Below are 22,965 nucleotides of genomic sequence, written 5' to 3' on the forward strand. Positions count from 1 at the left end.
GTTCTGTGAGGTCAGATCGCGAATCCGAGAGCGCGCATCATGTCGCGCCCGTCGTCCGTGATCCGCTCCGGACCCCACGGCGGCATCCAGACCCAGTTGATCCGGAAGCGATCGACAACGCTGTCCAGTGCCTGAGCAGTCTGGTCCTCGAGCACATCCGTGAGCGGGCAGCCGGCGCTGGTCAGCGTCATGTGGATGACGAGAGCGTCGTTCTCGTCATCCCAGGCGAGGTCGTAGATGAGGCCGAGGTCGACGACGTTGATCCCGAGCTCGGGGTCCATGACGTCTTTGAGAGCCTCGGTGACCGCGTCGTACTTCTCGTCCGTGAGGGTCGCTGTCATGCGATCAGCCTACGCCTCGATGGGGGCTGCAGGGTCGAGGAAACGGTCGTATCCCTCGTTCTCCAGCCGGTCGGCGAGCTCGGGGCCGCCCTCTTCGACGATCTTTCCCGCGACCACCACGTGGACGAAGTCGGGGCGGATGTAGCGGAGGATACGGGTGTAGTGCGTGATCAGCAGCACGCCGAGTCCGGTGGACTCCTTCGCGCGGTTGACGCCCTCGGAGACGATCTTGAGCGCGTCGACGTCGAGGCCGGAGTCGGTCTCGTCGAGCACGGCGAACTTCGGCTTCAGCACCTCGAGCTGGAGGATCTCGTGGCGCTTCTTCTCACCACCGGAGAAACCCTCATTGACGTTGCGCTGCGCGAACTTCGGGTCCATGCGCAGGTTCGACATGGCCTCCTTGACGTCCTTGGTCCAGCCGCGGATCGCCGGCGCTTCGCCGTCGAGGGCGGTCTTGGCCGTGCGGAGGAAGTTCGTCACCGTCACGCCGGGGATCTCCACCGGGTACTGCATCGCGAGGAACAGGCCGGCACGGGCCCGCTCGTCGACGCTCATCTCCAGCACATCCTGACCGTCGAACGTGATCGAACCGGACGTCACCGTGTACTTCGGGTGACCGGCGATCGTGTACGCCAGCGTCGACTTGCCGGAGCCGTTGGGGCCCATGATCGCGTGGGTCTCACCCGTGTTCATGGTGAGGTTGATTCCGTTGAGGATCGGGGTGGTCCCCGCCTCGGTCTCGACCGTCACATGCAGGTCGCGGATCTCGAGAACAGACATTCTTCAGACTTCCTTAATCACAGTCGGATCGATGAGCACGTCGTCGCCGTCGATCTGGACGACGTAGACCGGGACCGGCTCATACGCGGGGAGATTCTGGGGCTTGCCGGTGAGGAGGGAGAACGCGGAGCCGTGTGCCCAGCACTCCACCGTGTCGCCCTCCACGAAGCCCTCGGACAGCGAGATGTCGCCGTGGGTGCAGGTGTCGCCGATGGCGTGGATCACTCCCTCACCGTCCTTGATCACCGTGATGGGCACCCCGCCCGGGTCCACGCGCAGAGGCGTGTCCTGTTCGAGGTCGGAGACGCCGCAGACGCGTTCGGCGGTCATGCGCTCACCTCGGCGAGCTCCGCCTCGATGGCCGCCAGCAACTCGGTCTCGAGGGCGGGGATGCCGAGGCGCTGCACGATATCGGTGAGGAATCCGAGCACGACCAGACGACGGGCCTCCTCCTCGGTGATACCGCGAGCCTGCAGGTAGAACAGCTGCTCGTCGTCGAAACGACCGGTCGCACTGGCGTGCCCGGCTCCCAGGATGTCGCCGGTCTCGATCTCGAGGTTCGGGATCGAGTCGGCACGAGCACCCTCGGTCAGCACCAGGTTGCGGTTCGCCTCGTAGGAGTCGGTGCCCGTGGCGTCGGCGCCGATCAGCACGTCGCCGATCCAGACACTGTGTGCGCCCTCACCCTGCAGCGCGCCCTTGTAGAGGACATCGCCCTTGGTGTGCGCACCCTTGTGGTGCAGGTAGACCTGGCTCTCGAGGTGCTGACCGCCATCGGCATAGGACAGCCCGTAGAGGTATCCCTCGGATCCGGCACCGGTGAGCTCGACGCTCGGGTTCACGCGCACGACACCGCCGCCGAAGCTGATGACGAAGTGCTTCAGCGTGGCGTCGGCACCGACGGTCGCCTGGTGCGCCGCGGCGTGCACCGCATCATCGTCCCAGCGCTGCAGGCTGATGACCGTCAGGCTGGCCCCGTCGCGCACGATGATCTCGACGTTCTGCGCGTACTGCGCGGAGCCCGAGTGGTCGAGGACGATGGTTCCGCGCGAGTGCGGCCGCGCCTCGATGAGGATCTGGCCGAAAGCGCGCTTGTCCGCTCCCGCACCCTCGATGGGGACCGTGATCGGCTCGCTGAGCTCGACATCGGCCGGAAGCTGGATGTGCAGGCCGCGCGGGCCGTGCTTCCACGCCAGGGCGCTGGGAAGATCTTCCGGACGGAAGAACTCCCCATAGGGACCGTCTTCCCCCTCCGAAGGCTCGAGGAACGCCTCGACCTCGTTGAGACCGTAGGTCACGGCGTCGTCGTCGCCGGCTTCGTCGGCGAACAGCCCGCCGAGCTTCGCCACGGGGGTGTGCTTCCAGTTGACCTCACGCCCGGTCGGAGCACCGAAGTCGGAAGGTTCGAACGAGTACGGACGTTCGGAGCGGGTCTGCACCGGGACGAAGCCCGCTGCCGCGACCTGAGCCGCCGGATCGATGTGCGCGTTCGTGTGCTGCGCCTCACTGGGCGCTGTCGTCGAGGCCGCCATTTAGCCGACCGATCCTTCCATGCCCATCTCGATGAGCTTGTTCAGTTCCATGGCGTACTCCATCGGCAGCTCTCGGGCGATCGGCTCGATGAAGCCGCGCACGATCATCGCCATGGCCTCGTCCTCGGGCATGCCGCGGGACTGCAGGTAGAAGAGCTGCTCCTCGCTGACCTTGGAGACCGTGGCCTCGTGCCCCAGCTGCACGTCGTCGACACGGATGTCGATCGCCGGGTAGGTGTCGGAGCGCGACTTCGTGTCCACGAGCAGTGCGTCGCAGCGCACAGTGTTCGCGGAGTGGTGCGCAGCGGCATCGACTCGGACCTCGCCACGGTAGCCGGCACGGCCGCCACCGCGTGCGATCGACTTCGAGACGATCGACGACTGCGTGTACGGCGCCATGTGGATCATCTTCGCGCCCGCGTCCTGGTGCTGACCGGGTCCGGCGAAGGCGACGGACAGGGTCTCGCCCTTCGCGTGCTCGCCCATCAGGTAGATCGACGGGTACTTCATCGTCACCTTGGAGCCGATGTTGCCGTCGACCCACTCCATGGTCGCGCCCTCGTAGGCCACGGCACGCTTGGTGACGAGGTTGTAGACGTTGTTCGACCAGTTCTGGATCGTCGTGTAGCGCACGCGGGCGTTCTTCTTCACGATGATCTCGACGACGGCCGAGTGCAGGGAGTCCGACTTGTAGATCGGCGCCGTGCAGCCCTCGATGTAGTGGACGTAGCTGTCCTCGTCGGCGATGATCAGGGTCCGCTCGAACTGGCCCATGTTCTCGGTGTTGATGCGGAAGTAGGCCTGCAGCGGAATCTCGACGTGCACGCCCTTGGGGACGTAGACGAACGATCCGCCCGACCAGACGGCGGTGTTCAGCGCGGCGAACTTGTTGTCACCGGCGGGGATGACCGTGCCGAAGTACTCCTCGAAGAACTCGGGGTGCTCGCGCAGAGCGGTGTCGGTGTCCATGAAGATGACGCCCTGAGCCTCGAGGTCCTCGCGGATCTGGTGGTACACGACCTCGGACTCGTACTGCGCGGCGACTCCGGCGACCAGGCGCTGGCGCTCGGCCTCGGGGATGCCCAGACGCTCGTAGGTCTCACGGATCTCGGCGGGAAGGTCTTCCCACGTCTGCGCCTGCTTCTCGGTGGAGCGGACGAAGTACTTGATGTTGTCGAAGTCGATCTCGCTGAGGTCGGCGCCCCAGGTCGGCATCGGCTTGCGCCCGAAGAGCTGGTATCCCTTGAGCCGGGTCTTCAGCATCCATTCGGGTTCGTTCTTGAGGCTCGAGATCCCCCGGACGACATCTTCGGAGATGCCGCGTTTCGCGATGGCACCCGCAGCATCCTCATCGTGCCAGCCGAATTCGTACACCCCCAGACCGTCAAGCTCCGGGCGGTCGATCAGCACATCCGACATCCAACACTCTCCTCACAGGTCCCAAACGGTGTCATCCGCCCCGACACACCTGATCCCCGTCGAGTCTGCGGGAGCGGGTGCCGTTGGTGGGCCCTCATCACCGGCGCTTCCATCGCGCCTAAACTGTTGACGATGCTTCAGCGCTGTCAGCGCCCATCGCAACAATCCGATTCTACAGGTTCCGCCTGACGGACGGGCCATGCTCGCCACGTCTCGCGCGGTCCGGAGGACTTATGCCCGAGACGTTGATCCCCGCCACCTCGACGACGCGAGGAATCCCTCCCCGTTCCGCGTCCTGGGGGCGCGCGTTGACGGTCTTCGCGTGGTTGTCGTTCCTCAGCGAGACCATCATCATCGGCACAGGTGGAGCCGTCCGCCTCACCGGTTCCGGCCTCGGATGCTCGGACTGGCCGCTGTGCACCCCGGACTCCCTGGTGCCCATCCTCGAGGTGCAGGGCATCCATGGGATCATCGAGTTCGGCAACCGTCTGATGACCGGGGTCGTCGGCATCATCGCCCTCGTCGTCGTGTTGCTGGTGCTGCACCTCTTCACCGGGAAGCGCGGGCTCGTCAACGCGCTCTGGTTCGCCCTGGGCGGGATCGTCGCGGCCGTCGCCGCGTTCGCCATCGCCGCTCCCCTGCACTTCCCCGCCTCGCCGATCGCCCTGGGGGTGCTGCTGGTCGCCGTGATCGCTGCGGCAGTCCGCTCCGTGCGCTCGACTCCCACCAGGCGCGACCTGGTCCTACTCGCCTGGCTCGTGCTGATCGGCGTCGTCGCGCAGGCCCTCGTCGGCGGCATCACCGTCTTGACCGGGCTGAACCCCTTCATCGTCGGTTTCCACTACACCTCGTCACTGCTGCTCGTCTGCATCACCGCGGCCTTCCTGGTGCGGCTCCGGACGCCCGCCGGCCCGCGAGAGCGCGCGGTGCCCGCCTGGTTCGCAGCCGTGACCCACGTGACGGGCCTCGCACTGGCCGTCACGATCGTCTTCGGTGTCCTCACGACGGGGTCAGGACCGCATTCCGGCGACGCCGACGTCCTGCGCCACGGCTTCGATGCGACCGTTCTGGCACACGTGCACTCCTGGCCCGGCTACATCCTCGCCGCGCTGGTCGTCTTCCTGACGGTGACCGCCTGGGTACAGCGCCTGGAGCCCCGCCGCTGGCTCCTCGTCCTCGTGCTCGCGATCCTCGTCCAGGTCGGTGTGGGCGTCTGGCAGGCGCGAGAGGGTCTCCCCCCGCTCCTCGTGGGGATCCACATGGTGCTGGCCTCGCTCTCGGCGGCCACCTACACGGTCGTCGTGCTGCATCTGAAGCGCACGGCCGCCGTCGAGGACTGATCTGCGCACAGTCGACTCATAGCTCCCGCATCGCGGGCTCATCAGCGCATCCGCAAGGGTGGGCGTCATGAACAAGTCACTCACTCGAAGCATCGGATTCTGGCTGCTCCTGGTCGTCTCCCTCGCCACGACGGCCGTCGGCGCCTGGCTGATCTCCGGTCAGATCGCCACGATGACGACCACGCTGCTCGATGGCACCGCCACCGGCGTCGAGGTGTACGTCGGACAGTCGCTCGTCGTCGTGGGTGCCGGGGTGCTGGCCGCCGGGATCGTCGGCATCCTGCTCACGCTCGGGCTCGTCGCCGCCCGCGCACTCGTGGCATCCCCCGCTCCTGCGGTCGTCGAGGCGATCGACTGGACCGCCGCCCCCGACGAGACGCGCGCACCTGTCGCGGACACCGCCTCCCCCGTCACCGACACCGCGGCGGACACCGACGCGGGATCCGACATCGCTGCGGCGCCGGCGGCCACGCTCGATGACGCACCCGCGAAGGACCCGAACTCGGACGACTCCCCGTCGATCACCCGCTGAGCACCTGTGTTCAGGTGATCCCTGAGCACGGAACGACGGAGCGGCGCCGAGGATATCCTCGGCGCCGCTCCGTCGTCTCGGAAGACGAGCTTCCCTGCTTCGGGTCAGAACGGAAGCAGCGGGTCGACCGCGACCGCGACGAAGATCAACGTCAGATACGTGATGGACGCGTGGAACACCCGCATCGGACGCGGCTCGGTCCCGTGGACGGCGCGGTTGTAGAGCCGGTGCGATTCGTAGATGAACCACCCACCGAACACCGCGGCGGACACCGTGTACACCAGCCCCATGCCCGCGATCGGGACCAGGAGGAGCGAGCAGGCGACGGTGGCCCACGCGTAGAGGATCACCTGGAGGCCGACCTGGGAGGCGTTGCGCGTGACACCCAGCATGGGGACGTCGACGTCTTCGTAGTCGTCCTTGTACTTCATCGACAGCGGCCAGTAGTGCGGCGGCGTCCACAGGAAGACCAGGAGGAACAGGATGAAGGCGGGCCAGTCGAGCGAGCCGGTGACGGCAGACCACCCGATCAGCACGGGGAAGCAGCCGGCGATACCGCCCCAGATGATGTTCTGCTCGGTACGGCGCTTGAGGATCATCGTGTAGATCACGACGTAGAAGAAGATGGCCGTCGCCGACAGCGCAGCGGTGAGCCAGTTGGTCGTCAGCAGGAGCCAGCCCGTCGAGGCGACCGCCAGTGTCCAGGAGAAGATGAGCGCGCCGCGCGGGCTGACCTCTCCCGTGACGAGCGGACGGTTCTCGGTGCGATGCATGTGCGCGTCGATGTCGCGATCGAGGTACATGTTGAACGACGCCGCGGAACCGGCGCTCATCGAGCCGCCGATGACAGTGGCCAGCACGAGCCACAGATTCGGCATTCCCCCCTGCGCGAGGAACATCACCGGCACGGTGGACACGAGCAGGAGCTCCAGGACACGCGGCTTGGTGAGGGTGATATAGGCCTTCACCGTGCGACCGATGGACGACTTCCTCACGGTCTGATCAGACATCGTCGAGATCTCGATCGCCTCCTCCGCACGTGTGACCGGACAACCTCTCCAGTGTATGACACGGGATGACGTGCTCCGGCTCCCGGTCCCGCGTGGTGCGGCTCACGTCACCGCTATGCTGAAACCACTCGCGCGCCCGGCGATGTGCACCTCACCGTGACGTTGCGGACCTGCCAGGGAATACGGGCGCCCTCGAAACTGTCGGAAAGGGCATGAACGTGTCGGAATTGCAGTGGGATGAGATCGATCGACGCGCGGTGGACACCGCACGAATCCTGGCGGCCGATGCCGTCGAGAAGGTCGGCAACGGTCACCCCGGCACCGCGATGAGCCTCGCTCCCGCCGCGTATCTCCTCTACCAGCGCGTTCTGCGCCACGACCCGACCGATGTCGACTGGCTCGGGCGCGACCGCTTCATCCTGTCGGCCGGCCACTCGTCGCTCACCCAGTACGTCGAGCTCTACCTCGGCGGCTTCGGACTCGAGCTCGACGACCTCAAGGCCCTCCGCACGTGGGGCTCGCTCACCCCGGGCCACCCGGAGTACGGCCACACCAAGGGCGTCGAGATCACGACCGGTCCTCTCGGTCAGGGCCTGGCCTCCGCCGTGGGCTTCGCCTACGCCGCACGCTACGAGCGCGGCCTGTTCGATCCCGAGGCCGCTGCGGGCACGAGCCCGTTCGACCACTTCGTGTACGTGATCGCCGGCGACGGCGACCTGCAGGAGGGCGTGACGAGCGAGGCCTCCTCGCTCGCGGGCCACCAGCAGCTCGGCAACCTGATCGCGATCTACGACTCCAACCAGATCTCCATCGAAGACGACACGAACGTCGCCTTCACCGAGGACGTCGCCGCTCGCTACGAGGCCTACGGCTGGCAGGTGCAGGTCGTCGACTGGAAGAAGTCCGGCGAGTACGTCGAGGACGTCGCCGAGCTGTACTCGGCGATCGAGGCCGCCAAGGGTGAGACCTCGAAGCCGTCGCTGATCATCCTCAAGACCATCATCGGCTGGCCGTCGCCGGGCAAGCAGAACTCCGGCAAGATCCACGGCTCGGCACTCGGTGCGGACGAGCTCGCCGCCACCAAGAAGGTCCTCGGTTTCGACCCCGAGGAGCACTTCGCCGTCGCCGACGACGTGATCGAGCGCACTCGCGGACTCGCTGCGCGTGCGGCCGAGGTGCGCGCGGCCTGGCAGGAGTCGTTCGACGCGTGGGCCGCCGCCAACCCGGAGAAGAAGGCTCTTCTGGACCGCCTCGAGGCACGCGAGCTGCCGACCGACATCGCTGCTGCGCTTCCTGTGTTCGAAGCCGGCAAGGAGGTCTCTACCCGCGCCGCATCCGGTCAGGTCATCAACGCCCTCGCTGCGGAGCTTCCGGAGCTCTGGGGCGGTTCTGCCGACCTCGCCGAGTCGAACCTCACCACGATCAAGGACGCCCCGTCGTTCATCCCCGCTGAGTGGTCGACGCACGAGTGGTCGGGCAACCCCTACGGTCGCGTGCTGCACTTCGGCATCCGCGAGCACGCCATGGGCGCGATCATCAACGGCATCGTCCTGCATGGCCCGACCCGGGCGTTCGGCGGCACATTCCTGATCTTCAGCGACTACATGCGTCCGCCCGTGCGTCTGGCTGCGCTCATGAACGTGCCCAGCATCTTCGTCTGGACCCACGACTCGGTCGCGCTCGGCGAGGATGGCCCGACGCATCAGCCGATCGAGCAGCTCGCGACCCTCCGCGCGATCCCGAACTTCACGGTCGTGCGCCCGGCTGACGCGAACGAGACCGCGGCCACCTGGCTGGAGATCCTCCGCCGCCACGAAGGTCCCGCCGGCATCGCGCTGACGCGCCAGAACATCCCGGTGTTCGAGCGTGGAGAAGGTGCGGCCGAAGGCGACACCTTCGCCTCCGCCGACAATGCCGCAAAGGGCGCCTACGTTCTCGCCGAGGCGCCGAACGGCGCTCCGGACGTCATCATCGTCGCCACCGGATCCGAGGTGCAGCTCGCGGTCAACGCCCGCGAGGCTCTCGCCGCCGAGGGCGTGAACGTGCGCGTCGTCTCCGCTCCGTCGCTGGAGTGGTTCGACGAGCAGGACGCCGAGTACCGCGAGAGCGTGCTCCCTGCCGCCGTCACCGCCCGCGTGTCGGTCGAGGCGGGCTCGGTGCTCAGCTGGCGCGGCATCGTGGGCGACCGCGGCCGCTCGGTCGGCATCGACCACTTCGGCGCCTCCGCCGACTACAAGACCCTCTTCGAGAAGTTCGGCATCACCACCGAGGCCGTCATCGCGGCCGCCCGCGAGACCATCGCGGCCAACAGCACCAAGGAGAACGCATGAGCACCCCCACCGCGCAGCTCGCCGCCGCAGGCGTCAGCATCTGGCTCGACGACCTCTCCCGCACCCGCATCTCCTCCGGCAACCTCGCCGAGCTGATCTCGTCGCGCAACGTGGTCGGCGTCACCACGAACCCGACGATCTTCGCCAACGCGATCACCGACAAGAACGACACGTCGTACGACGCGCAGGTCACCGAGCTCGCCGGGTCCGGTGCCACCGCGGAGGAAGCGGTCTTCGCCGCCACCACGCAGGACGTCGCCGCAGCCCTCGACGTGTTCCGTCCCGTGTGGGAGGCCTCCGACCACGTCGACGGCCGCGTCTCGATCGAGGTCTCCCCCGATCTCGCGCATGACACCGCGGGTACCGTCGCGCAGGCCAAGGAGCTGTGGGCCAAGATCGACCGCCCCAACCTGCTCGTCAAGATCCCCGCGACCAAGGCAGGTCTCCCGGCCATCGCCGAGGCCATCGGAGCCGGCATCAGCGTCAACGTGACGCTGATCTTCAGCCTGGAGCGCTACGCCGAGGTCATCGACGCGTACCTCACCGGCCTCGAGACCGCGAAGGCGGCGGGCATCGACCTGTCGACCATCCACTCGGTCGCCTCGTTCTTCGTGTCGCGCGTCGACACCGAGACCGACAAGCGCCTCACCGCGATCGGCACTCCCGAGGCGGAAGCCCTCAAGAGCAAGGCAGGCCTCGCCAACGCCCGCCTCGCGTACGAGCTGTTCGAGAAGACGTTCGCCGGAGACCGCGCCACGGCGCTGCTCGGCGCCGGGGCGAACCTGCAGCGCCCGCTGTGGGCGTCGACCGGTGTCAAGGACCCGGCCCTTCCCGACACCCTCTACGTCACCGAGCTCGTCGCCCAGGGCGTCGTCAACACCATGCCGGAGAAGACGCTCGAAGCCACCTTCGACCACGGCGTCGTCACCGGTGACACCATCACCGGCGGCTACGACGACGCCCGCGCCGTGTTCGCGGGGATCGCCGAGCTCGGCATCGACTTCACCGACGTCACACAGGTGCTCGAGGACGAGGGGGTCGCGAAGTTCATCGACTCCTGGCACGACCTGCTCGCGCAGGTCACCGAGGCTCTGGAGTCGCAGCGATGACCTTCTCGATCCACACGTCCGGCGCCGCGCGCGCCGCGATCGACGAGACGGTTCCCGCCCTCGTCCACGACCTCGTCGCCTCCCGCATCACCAGTGGCGACGCGACCCTCTGGGGTCCTGCGGCGGAGGCGGAAGCATCTGTACGACTCGGATGGGTGGAGGCCGTCTCGGTCTCGCGTCCACTCGTCGCCGAGATCGTCGCACTCCGCGCCGACCTCAACGCCAAGGGCGTGACCCGGGTCGTGCTGGCCGGGATGGGCGGCTCCTCGCTCGCGCCCGAGGTCATCGCGCAGACGGCCGGCGTGCCGCTGACGATCCTCGACTCGACCGCTCCCGGCCAGGTGCTCGCCGCCCTCGATGAAGGGCTCGCCGACACGGTGCTGGTCGTATCGTCGAAGTCCGGCTCCACCGTCGAGACCGACTCCCAGCGCCGCACGTTCGAAGCCGCGTTCCGCGATCTCGGGATCGACCCCGTCGAGCGCATCGTGGTCGTCACCGATCCCGGTTCGCCGCTCGACGCCTCCGCCCGCGAGGCGGGGTACCGCGTCTTCAACGCGGACCCGAACGTCGGCGGCCGCTACTCGGCGCTCACCGCCTTCGGACTGGTGCCGTCGGGGCTCGCCGGTGTCGACATCGACGAACTGCTGAACGAGGCCGAGGCGTCGCTGCTAGAGGTCGCCGTCGACTCGGCGGAGAACCCCGCTCTGCGTCTGGGCGCGGCGATCGCGGCCACGAACCCGCGACGCGACAAGCTCGGTCTGATCACCGACGGCACGCACATCAAGGGTCTTCCGGACTGGATCGAGCAGCTCATCGCCGAGTCCACCGGCAAGGAGGGCACGGGGATCCTCCCGGTCGTGCTGCTCCCCGTCTCCCCCGAGCTCGACCCCGTGCCGGCCGACCTGCAGATCGTGCGACTGGTCGACGACGCCAACGAGTTCCACCTCCACGAGCGTCACGAGGGCGAGATCCTCGTCAGCGGCACGCTGGGCGCCCAGCTCATCGTGTGGGAGTACGCGACCGCGATCGCCGGACACCTGCTGCACATCAACCCGTTCGATCAGCCCGACGTCGAGTCGGCCAAGGTCGCCGCCCGCGGACTGCTCGACGCTCGCCCCGAGCCCACGGCGCCGGCATTCGTCGAGAACGGTGTGGAGGTCCGGGTCTCCGACCCCGCCCTCGCCGCCTCTGGCACGGTCGAAGGCGTGCTGGACGCCCTCTGGGCCCAGCTCCCCGCCGACGGCTACGTATCCATCCAGGCGTACGTCAATCGCCTCGAAGTGCCGCAGCTCCAGGGCCTGCGCGAGCTCGTCGCCGCGGACTCCGGACGGCCGACCACCTTCGGGTGGGGACCCCGTTTCCTGCACTCGACCGGTCAGTATCACAAGGGCGGCCCCGCGCAGGGAGTGTTCGTGCAGATCCTCGAGCGCACCGAGGTCGATCTCGAGATCCCCGACCGGCCCTTCACCTTCGGGCAGCTCATCCAGGCCCAGGCCGCCGGTGATGCCGCCGTGCTCGCCGAGCACGGACGCCCCGTCGTCACGCTGACGATCACCGAGTCCTCGGACGACGTGCTCGCCCTCTTCGAAGCCGCACAGAAGTAACAGCAGGAGAATCCCCCACCGATGTCTGTTCCCATCTCGCGCGGGCACAACCCGCTGCGTGACCCCGATGACCGCCGTCTCAACAGGATCGCAGGGCCCAGCGCCCTCGTGATCTTCGGCGTCACCGGAGATCTCTCACGCAAGAAGCTGATGCCAGCGGTCTACGACCTCGCGAACCGCGGTCTGCTCCCTCCCGGGTTCGCCCTCGTGGGATTCGCCCGACGCGACTGGGAGGACCAGGACTTCGCCCAGGTCGTCTACGACGCCGTGAAGGAGCACGCCCGCACGCCGTTCCGCGAAGAGACGTGGACCCAGCTGCTGCAGGGCATCCGCTTCGTCTCGGGCGAGTTCGACAACCCGGACTCCTTCCGCAAGCTGCGCGACACCATCGAGAAGCTCGACGTCGAACGGGGGACGATGGGCAACCATGCGTTCTACCTGTCGATCCCGCCGAAGGACTTCCCGCTGGTCGCGAAGCAGCTCAAGGAATCCGGTCTCGTCGGCGAGAACAGCGACGATGACGAGCGCTGGCGTCGTGTCGTGATCGAGAAGCCCTTCGGACACGATCTCGAGTCCGCGCGGGCTCTGAACGCTGCTCTCGAGGTGGCCTTCCCTGCCGACTCGATCTTCCGCATCGACCACTACCTCGGCAAGGAGACGGTTCAGAACATCCTGGCCCTGCGCTTCGCCAACGAGCTGTACGAGCCGATCTGGAACCGCAACTACGTCGACCACGTGCAGATCACGATGGCCGAGGACATCGGCGTCGGCGGACGTGCGGGGTACTACGACGGCATCGGCGCCGCACGAGACGTGATCCAGAACCACCTGCTGCAGCTTCTGGCGCTGACAGCGATGGAGGAGCCGATCAGTCTCTCGGCCGAGCACCTGCGCGCCGAGAAGGAGAAGGTCCTCGCGGCCGTGCATGTGCCGGACGACCTGTCCCTCGCGACCGCCCGCGGGCAGTACGCGGGCGGATGGCAGGGTGGCGAGAAGGTCACCGGCTTCCTGGAAGAGGAGGGGATGAACCCCGAGTCGACCACGGAGACGTATGCCGCGATCAAGCTCGAGATCGACACCCGCCGCTGGGCGGATGTGCCGTTCTACCTGCGGACGGGAAAACGTCTCGGCCGCCGTGTGACCGAGATCGCCGTGGTCTTCAAGCGCGCGCCTCAGCACCTGTTCGGCCGCGGCAACGCTTCCGAGCTCGGACAGAACGCGCTCGTCATCCGCGTGCAGCCGGACGAGGGCGTCACGATCCGCTTCGGATCCAAGGTGCCCGGCAGCGGCTCCAATGTCCGCGACGTGACGATGGACTTCGGCTACGGCCACGCCTTCACGGAGGCGAGCCCTGAGGCGTACGAGCGTCTGATCCTCGACGTCCTCCTGGGCGATCCGCCGCTGTTCCCGCGGCACGAGGAAGTCGAGCTCTCCTGGAAGATCCTCGACCCGGTGGAGAAGTACTGGGCCGCCCAGGGCGGCCCGGTGGAGCAGTATGCGCCCGGCTCGTGGGGACCGGCATCCGCCGACGACCTGCTGGCCCGCGATGGACGAGTCTGGAGACGCCCGTGATCATCGACCTTCCCGACACGACCGTCAGCCAGGTCGCGAAGCAGCTGGTCAAGGTGCGCGAGGAGGGCGGAGCCGTCGCCCTCGGCCGCGTGCTGACTCTCGTCATCGCCGCCCGCAACGGAGTGGCGGAGGCGGCGATCGACGCCGCCAACGACGCTTCGCGCGAGCACCCGATGCGTGTGATCGTGATCACCACAGGTGAGGGCGAATCCCGCCTCGACGCGCAGATCCGCGTGGGCGGAGACGCCGGAGCCAGCGAAGTCGTCGTCCTGCGCGCCTTCGGAGACGCCGCGAGCAACGAGGAGAGCCTCATCACGGGCCTCCTGCTGCCCGACGCCCCCGTGGTCGCCTGGTGGCCCGAGTCCGCGCCCGTCGCACCGGCGCAGTCCCCGCTCGGCAAGATCGCTCAGCGCCGCATCACCGATGCCGCGACGGCGCACGATGTCCGCGACCGGCTCGCCCTCCTCGGTGAGACTCATGCCCCGGGCGACACCGACCTGGCGTGGACGCGCCTGACCCACTGGCGCGAGCAGCTCGCGGCCGTGCTCGACCAGCCGCCGTACGAGCCGATCACCGGCGTCGAGGTGCGCGGAGCCTCGGCATCCCCGTCCACGGCGCTGTTGGCCGCGTGGCTGCAGATGGCTCTCGATGTGCCGGTGCAGTGGTCGTACGAAGACCCCGACCACTGGGCTGAGGGCATCAAGTCGGTGCGCCTGACGCGCGATTCCGGAGACATCCTCCTGGAGCGCCCGACTCCGGGCGTCGCCGTGCTCACGCAGCCGGGCCAGCCGAACCACGACCTGCACCTTCCCCGACGCACACTTCGCGAATGCCTCGCAGAGGAGCTGCGTCGACTGGACCCCGACGTCCTGTACGGTCGAGTGATCACCGAGGGCTGGGAGAAGCTGGGTCCGCCCGAGACTGGAGAGTGACGTCGATGACGACATCGTCCGCAGAGAAGCGCGTGGTGGTGGAAGCCACCCCCGCCGCCCTCGCCACCCGCGTGGCCGACCGGTTCCTGACGCGGGTGCGTGCTCGCACCCGCAACGGGCGGATCGCACACATCGCCCTCACAGGAGGATCGATGGGTGGAGCGGTGCTGCGTGCCGCGTCCGAACACCCTCGTGTTGCCGAGATCGACTGGTCTCTGGTGCACTTCTGGTGGGGCGACGAACGGTTCGTGCCGCGCGACGATGTCGATCGCAACTCTCTGCAGTCTCGACAGGCGCTGCTCGACCACATCGCCGTGCCCGCGGAGAATGTCCATGAGGTCGCCGGGCCCGACAGCGGACTGACCCTGGACGAATCCGCCGCGGCTTACGCCGAAGAGCTCGCGCGGTTCGGCACCGACGAGCACCCGTGGCCCTCGTTCGCCGTGTGCTTTCTCGGTGTCGGCCCCGACGGCCATGTCGCCTCGCTCTTCCCGGATCGCGAGGAGGTCACGGTGACGGATGCCGCCGTGCTCGCCGTACGGGACTCCCCCAAGCCGCCGCCGGAGCGCGTCACTCTGACCCGCCCGGTACTCAACTCGTCGAAACGCGTATGGCTCGTGCTGACGGGTGCGGACAAGGCATCGGCGCTGGGCCTCGCGCTTGCGGGTGCCAGCTACACGAGCGTCCCTGCCGCCGGGGCGAAGGGCCGCAAGCGGACGGTCTTCTTCGTGGACGAGGCCGCAGCCTCGGAGGTCTCCGTCGACCTCATCGACCAGGCCTACTGAGTCCTGCGAACGCAGCCCCGCCTGCGGACCGGCTTACGAGTGTTCCGAGGATCCGTCGCGCCACGGCGGCGTGTCCGGTCCGGCGGAGCCGTCGGCGCGCTCGGGAGAGCCCATCGACGAGGGTGATGTCGTGGAGTCCTCGTTCCCGCTCCGCCCGGGAGCGCCCGGTGCACTGCCGCGCGGGATCCCCAATTCCTGGCTGTCGCTGAGCACCTGGGGATGGTATCGGGCGAGCCCGACGACGCCCCACACGGCGATCCCGCCTGCCACCGCGAAGATCACGAGCACCCACCACGGTGCGGCGGCTGCTTCGCCCAGCACGACCATTCCGATCAGCACCGCGACGAGCGGGTCGACGACGGTGAGTCCGGCGATCACGAGGTCGGGCGGACCCGAGCTGTAGGCCGTCTGCACGAAGTAGGCGCCGACGGCCGCTGCCGAGATGAGGGCGAGCACGCAGATGGCGGTGATCCACTCGAACTGGCCCGCCTCGATGCGCTTGATGACGACCTTGGCGAGCGTTGCCACGAATCCGTAGAGGATGCCGGCGCCGATCACGTAGAACAGTGCACGCATGCGGCGCCGCAGGATCAGCCAGCATGCGCCGAGGATGATGATGACGGCGAGCAGGAGCGCCAGGATGGTGAAGAGCTCGCGGTCGGTCACCTCTTGCTCGGTCGCGTAGATCGCGGCGAAGAAGACGAAGAGGAAGATCCCGCCGACGCAGCAGATGATGGCGGTCAACGATTGCCGTGTCGGCGAGTGGCCGGAGATCCGCGCGTTGAGCAGGGTCGTGATCACGAGCGCGATCGCTCCGAGCGGCTGAACCACGATCAGCGGTGCCTGCACGAGCGCGGCGAGCTGACAGATGACGGCGAGGCCGAGCATGAGCGTGCCGATGAGCCACGACGGGCGCGTCAGGAGGCGCTTGAGCTGATCGAAGCTCAGCCCCGAGGCACCGGTGGCACCGCTGAGACGTTCGACCTTCTCGACGCCGCGGTGCTGGTACTGCGCGCCGAGGGACATGAAGACGGCGCCGGCGAGAGCGAGCGGGATACCGAGCAGCAGACCGGGGTTCTGGAACGCGCCGACGAGCTGATCGCCGACGTCCTCGACCGCATTCATCCACACCCCGGCATTCACAGTACGACCCTACCTGGCGAGTACCGCCGACTAGGGTTGTGACGTGGCTGTACTTCCGATTCGCATCATGGGCGATCCCGTCCTGCACTCCCCCGCCTCCCCCGTCGACGAGATCACGGACGACATCCGCAGTCTGGTCGCGGACATGTTCGAGACGATGGATGCAGCACCGGGAGTCGGCTTGGCCGCCCCGCAGGTCGGCGTGCCCCTGCGGATCTACACCTACGCATACGTCGATGACGACGACCAGCCGTGGCGTGGAGTCCTCATCAACCCCGAGCTCTGGATGGTTCCTCTCGAACCGGGCGAGCCCGATCCGGACCTCGAGTCCGAGGGCTGCCTCTCCTTCCCGGGCGAGCGATTCCCCCTGCGTCGGTCGGAGCGCGTCCACGTGACGGCGACCGATCTGGACGGGCAGCCGGTCTCCATCGACGTCGACGGCTGGCGTGCCCGCATCATGCAGCACGAGTTCGATCACCTCGACGGCATCCTGTACGTCGACCGTCTCTCCGACGGAGACTGGAAGACGGTGCAGAAGATCGCCCGCAAGCGCGGTTGGGGGCGGCCCGGCGCGAGCTGGTTGCCGGGCGTCGACGACCTCGAGGGATGACCCGCTCCCAGCCGAACCACAGTCTCCTCCGAGTTGCGTCACAGACTCGGTGACGGCTAACGTGTTCGCGGCGGGGGCTTTCATCGTGCCTCCACATCACGCTTCGGAGGGGAAACAATCATGATGAAGTTGCGCGATCGACGGGCTCTGATGCTCGCAGGATCGGCAGTGGCGCTTTCGGTCGCCCTGACCGGTTGCAGCGCCCTCAACAGTATTCTCGGCAGCGGTTCGGGCGACGCCAACCGCGATGAGGAGACAGGTCAGGTCACCGAGAGCTCGAACGTCGGCGTCTTCTCGGTGAAGCTGGGCGACTGCATGCTCGACACCGGAACCGGCATGCTCACCGATGCCAACGTCCTTCCCTGCACCGACCCGCACGACCAGGAGGTGTACTACGAGATCACGATGCCGGACGGCGAGTTCTCCGACTCCGACATCGACGCGGCGACGCAGGAGTGCGTCGGAGACGCGTACACCTCGTTCGTCGGCGTCGCCTACGACGACTCCGCTCTCAACGTCACGACGCTCGTTCCCACCAAGGACTCCTGGGAGCAGAACAACGACCGCGTGATCCAGTGCATCATCTTCGACCCGGCCGGACAGACCACCGGGTCCCTGGCGGGCGCCGCACGCTGACCCGCAGTCGCAGAGAAGGGCTCCGCCTCACGGCGGGGCCCTTCTTCGTCCCCCGGGTGGTTCAGTCGTCCGAGGCGCGCAGAGCCAACCAGGCAGCCACGCGGTCGTCGGGGTCGGCCATGGAGAGTCCGATCAGATCCTCGATCCGTCGGATCCGCGCTGCCAGGGTCTGCCGATGGATTCGCAGTCGTGTCGCACTCTCGCCCCAGGCGCTGTTCGTTGCGAGGAAGACACGCAGCGTCTCGATCAGCTCCGGGTACTGTCCACCCCTCAGCGGGTCCAGGAGCCTCCCGATACGCTGCGTCTGGTCCGCCCCCAGGTGCCCGAGCACCAGGGACACGGTGGGGATGGACTCGTACCGGACGACACGCTCACCACCCGCCCGCGCGGTCTCGCTCGCCTGGCGGGCTTCGTCGACGCTGCGGGCGAGCGCGTCCGTCGCACTCGGGCGACCGAGACCGAGGTAGAGCGTCGAGGCGAAGGTCCGCACGCGGTGCGCGATCTCCTCCGCGTGTTCCTCCCGGACGACACCGCGGATCAGTCCGCGCTGAGCGGCGAACACATGCTCAGCTCCGAGCTCGTCGAGCCACAGCGCGAGCAGATGCTCGGTATCGACGCCGCTCGTGCGCGAGAGCAGTGCGAATCCCATGAGACTTCTCTCGTGCACACCCCAGCGGCGGAGGAGCCGCGTAGCCTCCTCCCCACCCTCGAGCACGGTCTCCAGCATCATCGACCGCCCGAGACGCTCGAGGTGACTGCTGTCACGCGTGCGCATCAGCAGGTCCAGCAGGGCCGCCGCTTGAGAGCTGAGTTCCCTTCCGCGCCCTGAGCTGTCGTTGCGCGGGGCGGTGACGAGCTGCGCGGTGATGTCCTGACCGGGGCCGACCGGATGCACCTGCAGGGCGCGATGGCGCACCCGGACGGGGCGACCGACAGCGACCGCGATCGCGTCGTCGATATGCAGGCTTCCCGCCCCGGCCGTCGTGATGACCTCGCCATGTCGGTCGAGAAGCACCGCCCAGCCGTCGATCCGGTGCGCGAGCTCGGCGATGACACCGGTGATGCCGCTTCGCCGCGCGGCGAGGGTCAGCACGCGCATCGCAGAGGTGATCGCCCTGGCTTCGGCTGCCTGGTCGACGGCGAGCAGGGCGGTCAGCGTCGGCGCCAACAGGTCGTCGGCGATACCTGCTCCGACGATCGACGTGATGCGTCGTTCCTCGAGCACCTGGCGGACTGTCGGCGTGTCCACTGCGGTGACCACGACCGCGTCCTGGAGCAGTGCGAGCCTCTCCGGGTCGTCGACCAGCTCGCCGACCCGAGCGCCATCGACGACGACCAGGGTGGTGAAGAGGTGTTCGGAAGGAGCGCTGAAGGAGTCGAGTCCGACGACGGAGTTCACGTGACGCGAGCTCGGCACCGCTCCGTCCAGAAGCCGTCCTTGGAGGTATCGCGCCACGGAGGCGACATCACGAGCCACCTGCCGATCATACAAAGTGTGATTCACGGCGAGCGAATCCACACATTCGTCGAATGCCTCCAGGTCGGCAGTCTCCTAGCATCGTCGGCATCCCCACTTACCCGAAGGATGTCATGAAAGCTGTTGTCTTCCGCGATCCGCAGTCCCCGATCGAGTTCGTCGACGTCGACCTCGCTCCGCCCCGAGCCGGCGAGGTGCGCGTGCGCATCGCGGCTGCGGGCGTCTGCCACTCCGACCTCCACGTCAAGCGCGGCGAGTGGGACGCCGCCGCGCCCCTGGTGATGGGTCACGAGGGCTCCGGTGTCGTGACCGAACTCGGCGAGGGCGTCACGACCCTGGCGGTCGGCGATCACGTGGTCCTGAGCTGGGTTCCGCCGTGCGGGGAATGCCGCTACTGCCGCGCCGGCCATGAGGCGCGCTGCCAGAAGGTGGCGACGGTCGTCGCTCCGCTTGGCGTGCTCTTCGATGGCACATCACGCCTGAGCCGCGACGGTGAGCAGCTTCACCACTACCTCGGCGTCTCCTCCTTCGCCGAAGAGGTCGTCGTGCCCGCGTCGGGTGCCGTCAAGGTCCGTGACGACGCCCCGCTCGACGTCGTCGCGGTCGTCGGCTGCGCCGTAGCCACCGGTGTGGGTGCGGTTCTCAACACGGCGGCGGTCGAACCGGGATCGACCGTGGTCGTGATCGGCTGCGGGGGCGTCGGCCTCAACGTGGTCCAGGGCGCGCGACTCGCCGGTGCGGAGCGCATCGTCGCGATCGACGTGCGTCCGGAGAAGACGCAGATGGCGCTGCAGTTCGGCGCCACGGACCGCATCGACGCCTCCCAGGGCGATGCCGTGGCGCAGCTGCGCGAGCTCATCCCGGACGGTGTCGATTACGCTTTCGACGCCATCGGACGCACCTCCACCACCGAGCAGTCGATCCAGATGCTCGGCCTCGGTGGTGCGGCCGTGATCGTCGGGCTTCCCCCGACGGGCGCCCGCGCATCGTTCGAGCCCCTCGTCCTCGCCGAGGCGGACCAGCGCATCCTCGGCTCGAACTACGGCTCGGTGCGCCCCTCCATCGATGTCCCGGCCCTCGTCGACCGCTACATGGACGGACAGCTCAAGATCGATCCGCTGATCTCGGGCCGCCGCCCCCTTGCCGAGGCCGCAGCCGCGCTCGATGACCTCGAGACCGGCTCGGCGCTGCGTACCCTGCTCATCCCCTGAGCAGCCGTCATCCCCTGACCACCCTTCACTCCCTCACCCCTTCACCCTGAAACCCGAATCCAGGAGAACCATGTCAGACACCGTCGTCGCCCCGCCTGGCGCACCCCGGGATGCCGGTCTTCGCACCGGCGTCATGAGCGGGCCCGAGCTCGCCGCCCAGGCCATCGCCAACATCGCTCCCAGCGCCGTCATCGCCTTCACGGCGGCGGCCATCTTCCTCGGTGCGGGCAACGGCACCATCTACGCCTTCGCCCTCGCCACGATCGTGATCCTCTGCGTCGGGTACTGCGTGGTGGTGTTCGCCCGCAAGCACGCCTCCGCCGGCTCCCTGTACACCTACGTGTCGAAGGGCCTCGGCCCGTTCGGTGCGTTCCTCGCGGGCGTGACACTGCTGATCGGCTGCTTCGGCATCGCGGCGGCCTCGCTCAGCGGGTCGGTGAGCTACATGGCGCAGTTCCTCAGCATGCTGGGGCTCCCCGCGCAGGGACTCGGCTGGGACATCGGCCTCGCGATCGTGCTCGGCGGCCTGGCGACACTGTTCACCATCCGCGGCATCCGCCTGTCCGCGCGGGTCTCCCTGGTTCTCGAGCTCGTGTCCGTGGGCATCATCCTCGTGCTCCTGGTCGCCGCGCTGGTCTGGGCGGGTCCCGCCGCCTGGGACCCCGCGCAGGTGCTCGCGACCGGTTCGTCGTTCCAGGGGATCGCGTCCGGCATGGTGCTCGGCATCCTCGGCTTCGTGGGTTTCTCCTCCGCCGATGCCCTCGGGCGCGAGGCCAAGGAGCCGTACAAGGCGATCCCCCGCGCGATCATGTGGAGCGCTCTCGGCGTCGGCGTGCTCTACGTCTTCGCCGCCTACACGCAGATCACCGTGCTCGGTGACGATCTCGCCACCGCCTCCAGTCCGCTGGAGAGCATGTCTGCCCTGATCGGGATGCCCGGCTGGTTCGCCGCGGTGCTCACCTTCGGCGTCTCCGCGTCGTTCTTCGCCGTCGTGGTCGCACCCCTCAACGTGATCGGTCGCATCGTCTACGTGATGGGCAAGGAGGGCGTCGTCGCCGAGCGATTCGGACGCACGCACGAGCAGCACCTGACACCCCACCGCGTCTTGATCATCGCCGGGGCGGCGGCCGTCGCGGTCGACATCGTGCTGCTGCTCTCGGGAGCGGCGACCGCCGAGATCCTCGTGTGGGTGAACACCTGGGGCACCTACGGCTACATGGTGGCGTACGCCCTCGTGGCGATCGCCTGTGTGGTCTACACGCAGCGGGCGAAGATGCGCAACGGACTCGTGAAGGTGTGCGCGACCGTCGCAGTCGGCACCATGGGCTACGTCTTCTTCGCCAACGTGTGGCCTGTGCCGGCGTTCCCCTACAACGTCATCCCCTACGTGTTCCTGGTGACGGTCGCCCTGGCGCTCACCCGGTACGGCTATCTTGCACGGCGTCGTCCCGACGTCATCGCCCGAATCGGCAACACCGAGACGAGCGCGATGGAGGGTGTCGGCTGACCCGGCGTCTCTGACGAGAGGAGCCTCTCCCCACGAGGAGGGGCTCCTCTCGTCGCATCAGAGACTCGGTGCGACTTCCGGGCGCGCCGACAACGAGAAAAGCCCCCTCCGTGGAGGGGGCTTTTCTCATTGGCTCCCCGGCTTGGACTCGAACCAAGAACCTGCCGGTTAACAGCCGGCTGCTCTGCCAATTGAGCTACCGAGGAATGTGCACCGCTGAGCGGGCAACTCGACAAGCTTAGCAAACTCCCGGAGGTGTTCACGACACAGCGGCACGGTTCCGGGATGCCGGGCGTGTCGGGGTCAATGCCGCGAATCCGACTCCGCGTTCGGTACCCAGAGCAGGTCCTTGCCGACTCCGCGTGCCACGACATGTCCGTTGCGGAGCATGAGGGTCTCGGCGTTCAGCTCGCGGATGAAGTCGGCGTCGTTGGTCACGAGGAGGGCCGCCATCGACTGCTCCCTGCGACGACGGGTGATCGCGTCGAAGACCACCGGACGCACCTCGAGGTCGAGGTTCGCGAGCACCTCGTCGGCGATGAGCACCTTCGGCTCGAGCACGAACGACCGGGCGATGGCCACACGCTGGCGCATGCCTGCGCTGAGTTCGTAGGGGAACTTCGCCGCGGTGCCGAGCGGCAGATGCAGCTCGTCGAGCAGCATGGCCACGCGGATCGAGAGGGCTTTGGTGTTCACCCGGCGCTCCCGGATGAGGATCGGCTCCGCGATCACCTCGTTCACGGTGAGCCGAGGCGGCAGGTCTGCCCCGGCACCCTGTGGCACGAAACCGGTGCGATAGGTGAGGATCCGGTGTTTGCGACCGGGACGGCGCACATCGACGCCACAGACCTGGGCCCGGCCTCCGACGACCTTGACCGAGGGATCGGTGGAGCCGGCGAGAGCGGCGACCAACGTCGACTTTCCTGAACCCGTGGGTCCGGCGACGCAGATGAGCCCACCGGGCGCCAGCGAGAAGGTGACACCGTCGACCGCGCGCGTCGGCATCCCGTGGCCGATGCGGTCGATCACCAGATCTGAGCAGTCGATCGCGTTCGTTGATTCGGGCCTGCGGGACATGACTCCATCCTGCCGCCT

21 protein-coding genes and 1 tRNA gene are annotated in these 22,965 nt (G+C 67.8%); 12 read left to right on the forward strand and 10 right to left on the reverse strand.

What is annotated here, in order from left to right; all coding sequences use genetic code 11:
- Nucleotides 1-11 precede the first annotated feature (11 nt).
- Genes AB4070_RS02855 through sufB form a run of 5 tightly spaced genes read right to left on the reverse strand, consistent with a single transcriptional unit; the run spans nucleotide 12 to nucleotide 4,072 of the window.
- Nucleotides 12-341: a metal-sulfur cluster assembly factor gene (locus tag AB4070_RS02855; protein ID WP_021200756.1), complete on the reverse strand. Its 330-nt coding sequence runs from the start codon at nucleotides 339-341 to the stop codon at nucleotides 12-14.
- A gap of 9 nt (nucleotides 342-350) precedes the next feature.
- Entirely contained in the window at nucleotides 351-1,121 is a 771-nt protein-coding gene (sufC, locus tag AB4070_RS02860; RefSeq protein ID WP_046749145.1) for a Fe-S cluster assembly ATPase SufC, read from the reverse strand.
- 3 nt (nucleotides 1,122-1,124) lie between these two features.
- Nucleotides 1,125-1,451 (reverse strand): non-heme iron oxygenase ferredoxin subunit, encoded by a 327-nt coding sequence (locus tag AB4070_RS02865; protein WP_441978813.1) that lies wholly within the window; start codon nucleotides 1,449-1,451, stop codon nucleotides 1,125-1,127.
- A complete protein-coding gene (gene sufD, locus AB4070_RS02870; protein WP_441978814.1) occupies nucleotides 1,448-2,653 on the reverse strand; it encodes a Fe-S cluster assembly protein SufD in 1,206 nt (401 codons plus the stop codon). Before sufD ends, AB4070_RS02865 begins: the two co-directional genes overlap by 4 nt.
- Complete coding sequence (gene sufB / locus AB4070_RS02875) at nucleotides 2,654-4,072, reverse strand: Fe-S cluster assembly protein SufB (RefSeq protein WP_021200759.1); 1,419 nt, start codon at nucleotides 4,070-4,072, stop codon at nucleotides 2,654-2,656.
- Nucleotides 4,073-4,305: 233 nt separating this feature from the next.
- Here sufB and AB4070_RS02880 point away from each other — a divergent pair, with 233 nt between their 5' ends.
- The gene (locus tag AB4070_RS02880; RefSeq protein WP_441978815.1) at nucleotides 4,306-5,412 is read left to right on the forward strand and encodes a COX15/CtaA family protein; all 1,107 of its coding nucleotides are present in this window, start codon (nucleotides 4,306-4,308) and stop codon (nucleotides 5,410-5,412) included.
- 67 nt (nucleotides 5,413-5,479) lie between these two features.
- The gene (locus AB4070_RS02885) at nucleotides 5,480-5,944 is read left to right on the forward strand and encodes a hypothetical protein (protein ID WP_441978816.1); all 465 of its coding nucleotides are present in this window, start codon (nucleotides 5,480-5,482) and stop codon (nucleotides 5,942-5,944) included.
- 104 nt (nucleotides 5,945-6,048) lie between these two features.
- Here AB4070_RS02885 and AB4070_RS02890 read toward each other — a convergent pair whose 3' ends face one another.
- Entirely contained in the window at nucleotides 6,049-6,954 is a 906-nt protein-coding gene (locus AB4070_RS02890; RefSeq protein ID WP_441978817.1) for a heme o synthase, read from the reverse strand.
- A gap of 218 nt (nucleotides 6,955-7,172) precedes the next feature.
- Here AB4070_RS02890 and tkt point away from each other — a divergent pair, with 218 nt between their 5' ends.
- From tkt to pgl, 6 genes are read left to right on the forward strand one after another with little or no spacing between them, the layout of a single operon-like run.
- Nucleotides 7,173-9,284, forward strand: coding sequence for a transketolase (gene tkt, locus AB4070_RS02895; RefSeq protein ID WP_441978818.1), 2,112 nt, complete (start codon nucleotides 7,173-7,175; stop codon nucleotides 9,282-9,284).
- On the forward strand, nucleotides 9,281-10,393 hold the full coding sequence (tal, locus tag AB4070_RS02900; RefSeq protein ID WP_441978819.1) for a transaldolase: 1,113 nt from the start codon (nucleotides 9,281-9,283) through the stop codon (nucleotides 10,391-10,393). Before tkt ends, tal begins: the two co-directional genes overlap by 4 nt.
- A complete protein-coding gene (locus AB4070_RS02905; protein WP_441978820.1) occupies nucleotides 10,390-11,997 on the forward strand; it encodes a glucose-6-phosphate isomerase in 1,608 nt (535 codons plus the stop codon). The genes tal and AB4070_RS02905 overlap by 4 nt, the downstream gene beginning before the upstream one ends.
- Before the next feature lie 21 nt (nucleotides 11,998-12,018).
- Nucleotides 12,019-13,569 carry a glucose-6-phosphate dehydrogenase gene (gene zwf / locus AB4070_RS02910; RefSeq protein WP_046749152.1) on the forward strand — a complete coding sequence of 517 codons (1,551 nt, stop codon included), beginning with the start codon at nucleotides 12,019-12,021 and terminating at the stop codon, nucleotides 13,567-13,569.
- Nucleotides 13,566-14,501, forward strand: a complete 936-nt coding sequence (locus AB4070_RS02915) for a glucose-6-phosphate dehydrogenase assembly protein OpcA (RefSeq protein WP_441978821.1) — start codon at nucleotides 13,566-13,568, stop codon at nucleotides 14,499-14,501. The genes zwf and AB4070_RS02915 overlap by 4 nt, the downstream gene beginning before the upstream one ends.
- A gap of 5 nt (nucleotides 14,502-14,506) precedes the next feature.
- Complete coding sequence (gene pgl / locus AB4070_RS02920) at nucleotides 14,507-15,286, forward strand: 6-phosphogluconolactonase (RefSeq protein WP_441978822.1); 780 nt, start codon at nucleotides 14,507-14,509, stop codon at nucleotides 15,284-15,286.
- Nucleotides 15,287-15,319: 33 nt separating this feature from the next.
- Here the strand turns inward: pgl and AB4070_RS02925 are convergent, their stop codons facing one another.
- A complete protein-coding gene (locus AB4070_RS02925; RefSeq protein WP_441979027.1) occupies nucleotides 15,320-16,411 on the reverse strand; it encodes a DMT family transporter in 1,092 nt (363 codons plus the stop codon).
- A 61-nt stretch (nucleotides 16,412-16,472) separates the two neighbouring features.
- Here AB4070_RS02925 and def point away from each other — a divergent pair, with 61 nt between their 5' ends.
- The gene (gene def / locus AB4070_RS02930; protein ID WP_441978823.1) at nucleotides 16,473-17,039 is read left to right on the forward strand and encodes a peptide deformylase; all 567 of its coding nucleotides are present in this window, start codon (nucleotides 16,473-16,475) and stop codon (nucleotides 17,037-17,039) included.
- Between the two features lie 120 nt (nucleotides 17,040-17,159).
- Nucleotides 17,160-17,675 (forward strand): hypothetical protein, encoded by a 516-nt coding sequence (locus AB4070_RS02935; protein ID WP_441978824.1) that lies wholly within the window; start codon nucleotides 17,160-17,162, stop codon nucleotides 17,673-17,675.
- 61 nt (nucleotides 17,676-17,736) lie between these two features.
- Here the strand turns inward: AB4070_RS02935 and AB4070_RS02940 are convergent, their stop codons facing one another.
- Nucleotides 17,737-19,152, reverse strand: a complete 1,416-nt coding sequence (locus AB4070_RS02940; protein WP_441978825.1) for a PucR family transcriptional regulator — start codon at nucleotides 19,150-19,152, stop codon at nucleotides 17,737-17,739.
- 113 nt (nucleotides 19,153-19,265) lie between these two features.
- Here AB4070_RS02940 and AB4070_RS02945 point away from each other — a divergent pair, with 113 nt between their 5' ends.
- Both AB4070_RS02945 and AB4070_RS02950 read left to right on the forward strand, forming a co-directional pair.
- Nucleotides 19,266-20,363 carry an alcohol dehydrogenase catalytic domain-containing protein gene (locus AB4070_RS02945; protein ID WP_058633211.1) on the forward strand — a complete coding sequence of 366 codons (1,098 nt, stop codon included), beginning with the start codon at nucleotides 19,266-19,268 and terminating at the stop codon, nucleotides 20,361-20,363.
- 70 nt (nucleotides 20,364-20,433) lie between these two features.
- Nucleotides 20,434-21,870 (forward strand): APC family permease, encoded by a 1,437-nt coding sequence (locus AB4070_RS02950; RefSeq protein WP_441978826.1) that lies wholly within the window; start codon nucleotides 20,434-20,436, stop codon nucleotides 21,868-21,870.
- A 130-nt stretch (nucleotides 21,871-22,000) separates the two neighbouring features.
- On the opposite strand, the gene AB4070_RS02955 is transcribed toward AB4070_RS02950, so the two are convergent.
- Both AB4070_RS02955 and AB4070_RS02960 read right to left on the reverse strand, forming a co-directional pair.
- Nucleotides 22,001-22,076, reverse strand: a tRNA-Asn gene (locus AB4070_RS02955).
- 97 nt (nucleotides 22,077-22,173) lie between these two features.
- The gene (locus AB4070_RS02960; RefSeq protein ID WP_441978827.1) at nucleotides 22,174-22,947 is read right to left on the reverse strand and encodes an ATP-binding cassette domain-containing protein; all 774 of its coding nucleotides are present in this window, start codon (nucleotides 22,945-22,947) and stop codon (nucleotides 22,174-22,176) included.
- Nucleotides 22,948-22,965: the final 18 nt, after the last annotated feature.

The organism is Microbacterium sp. 2RAF4, from assembly GCF_052115285.1.
GTDB classification, from domain to species: domain Bacteria; phylum Actinomycetota; class Actinomycetes; order Actinomycetales; family Microbacteriaceae; genus Microbacterium; species Microbacterium oxydans.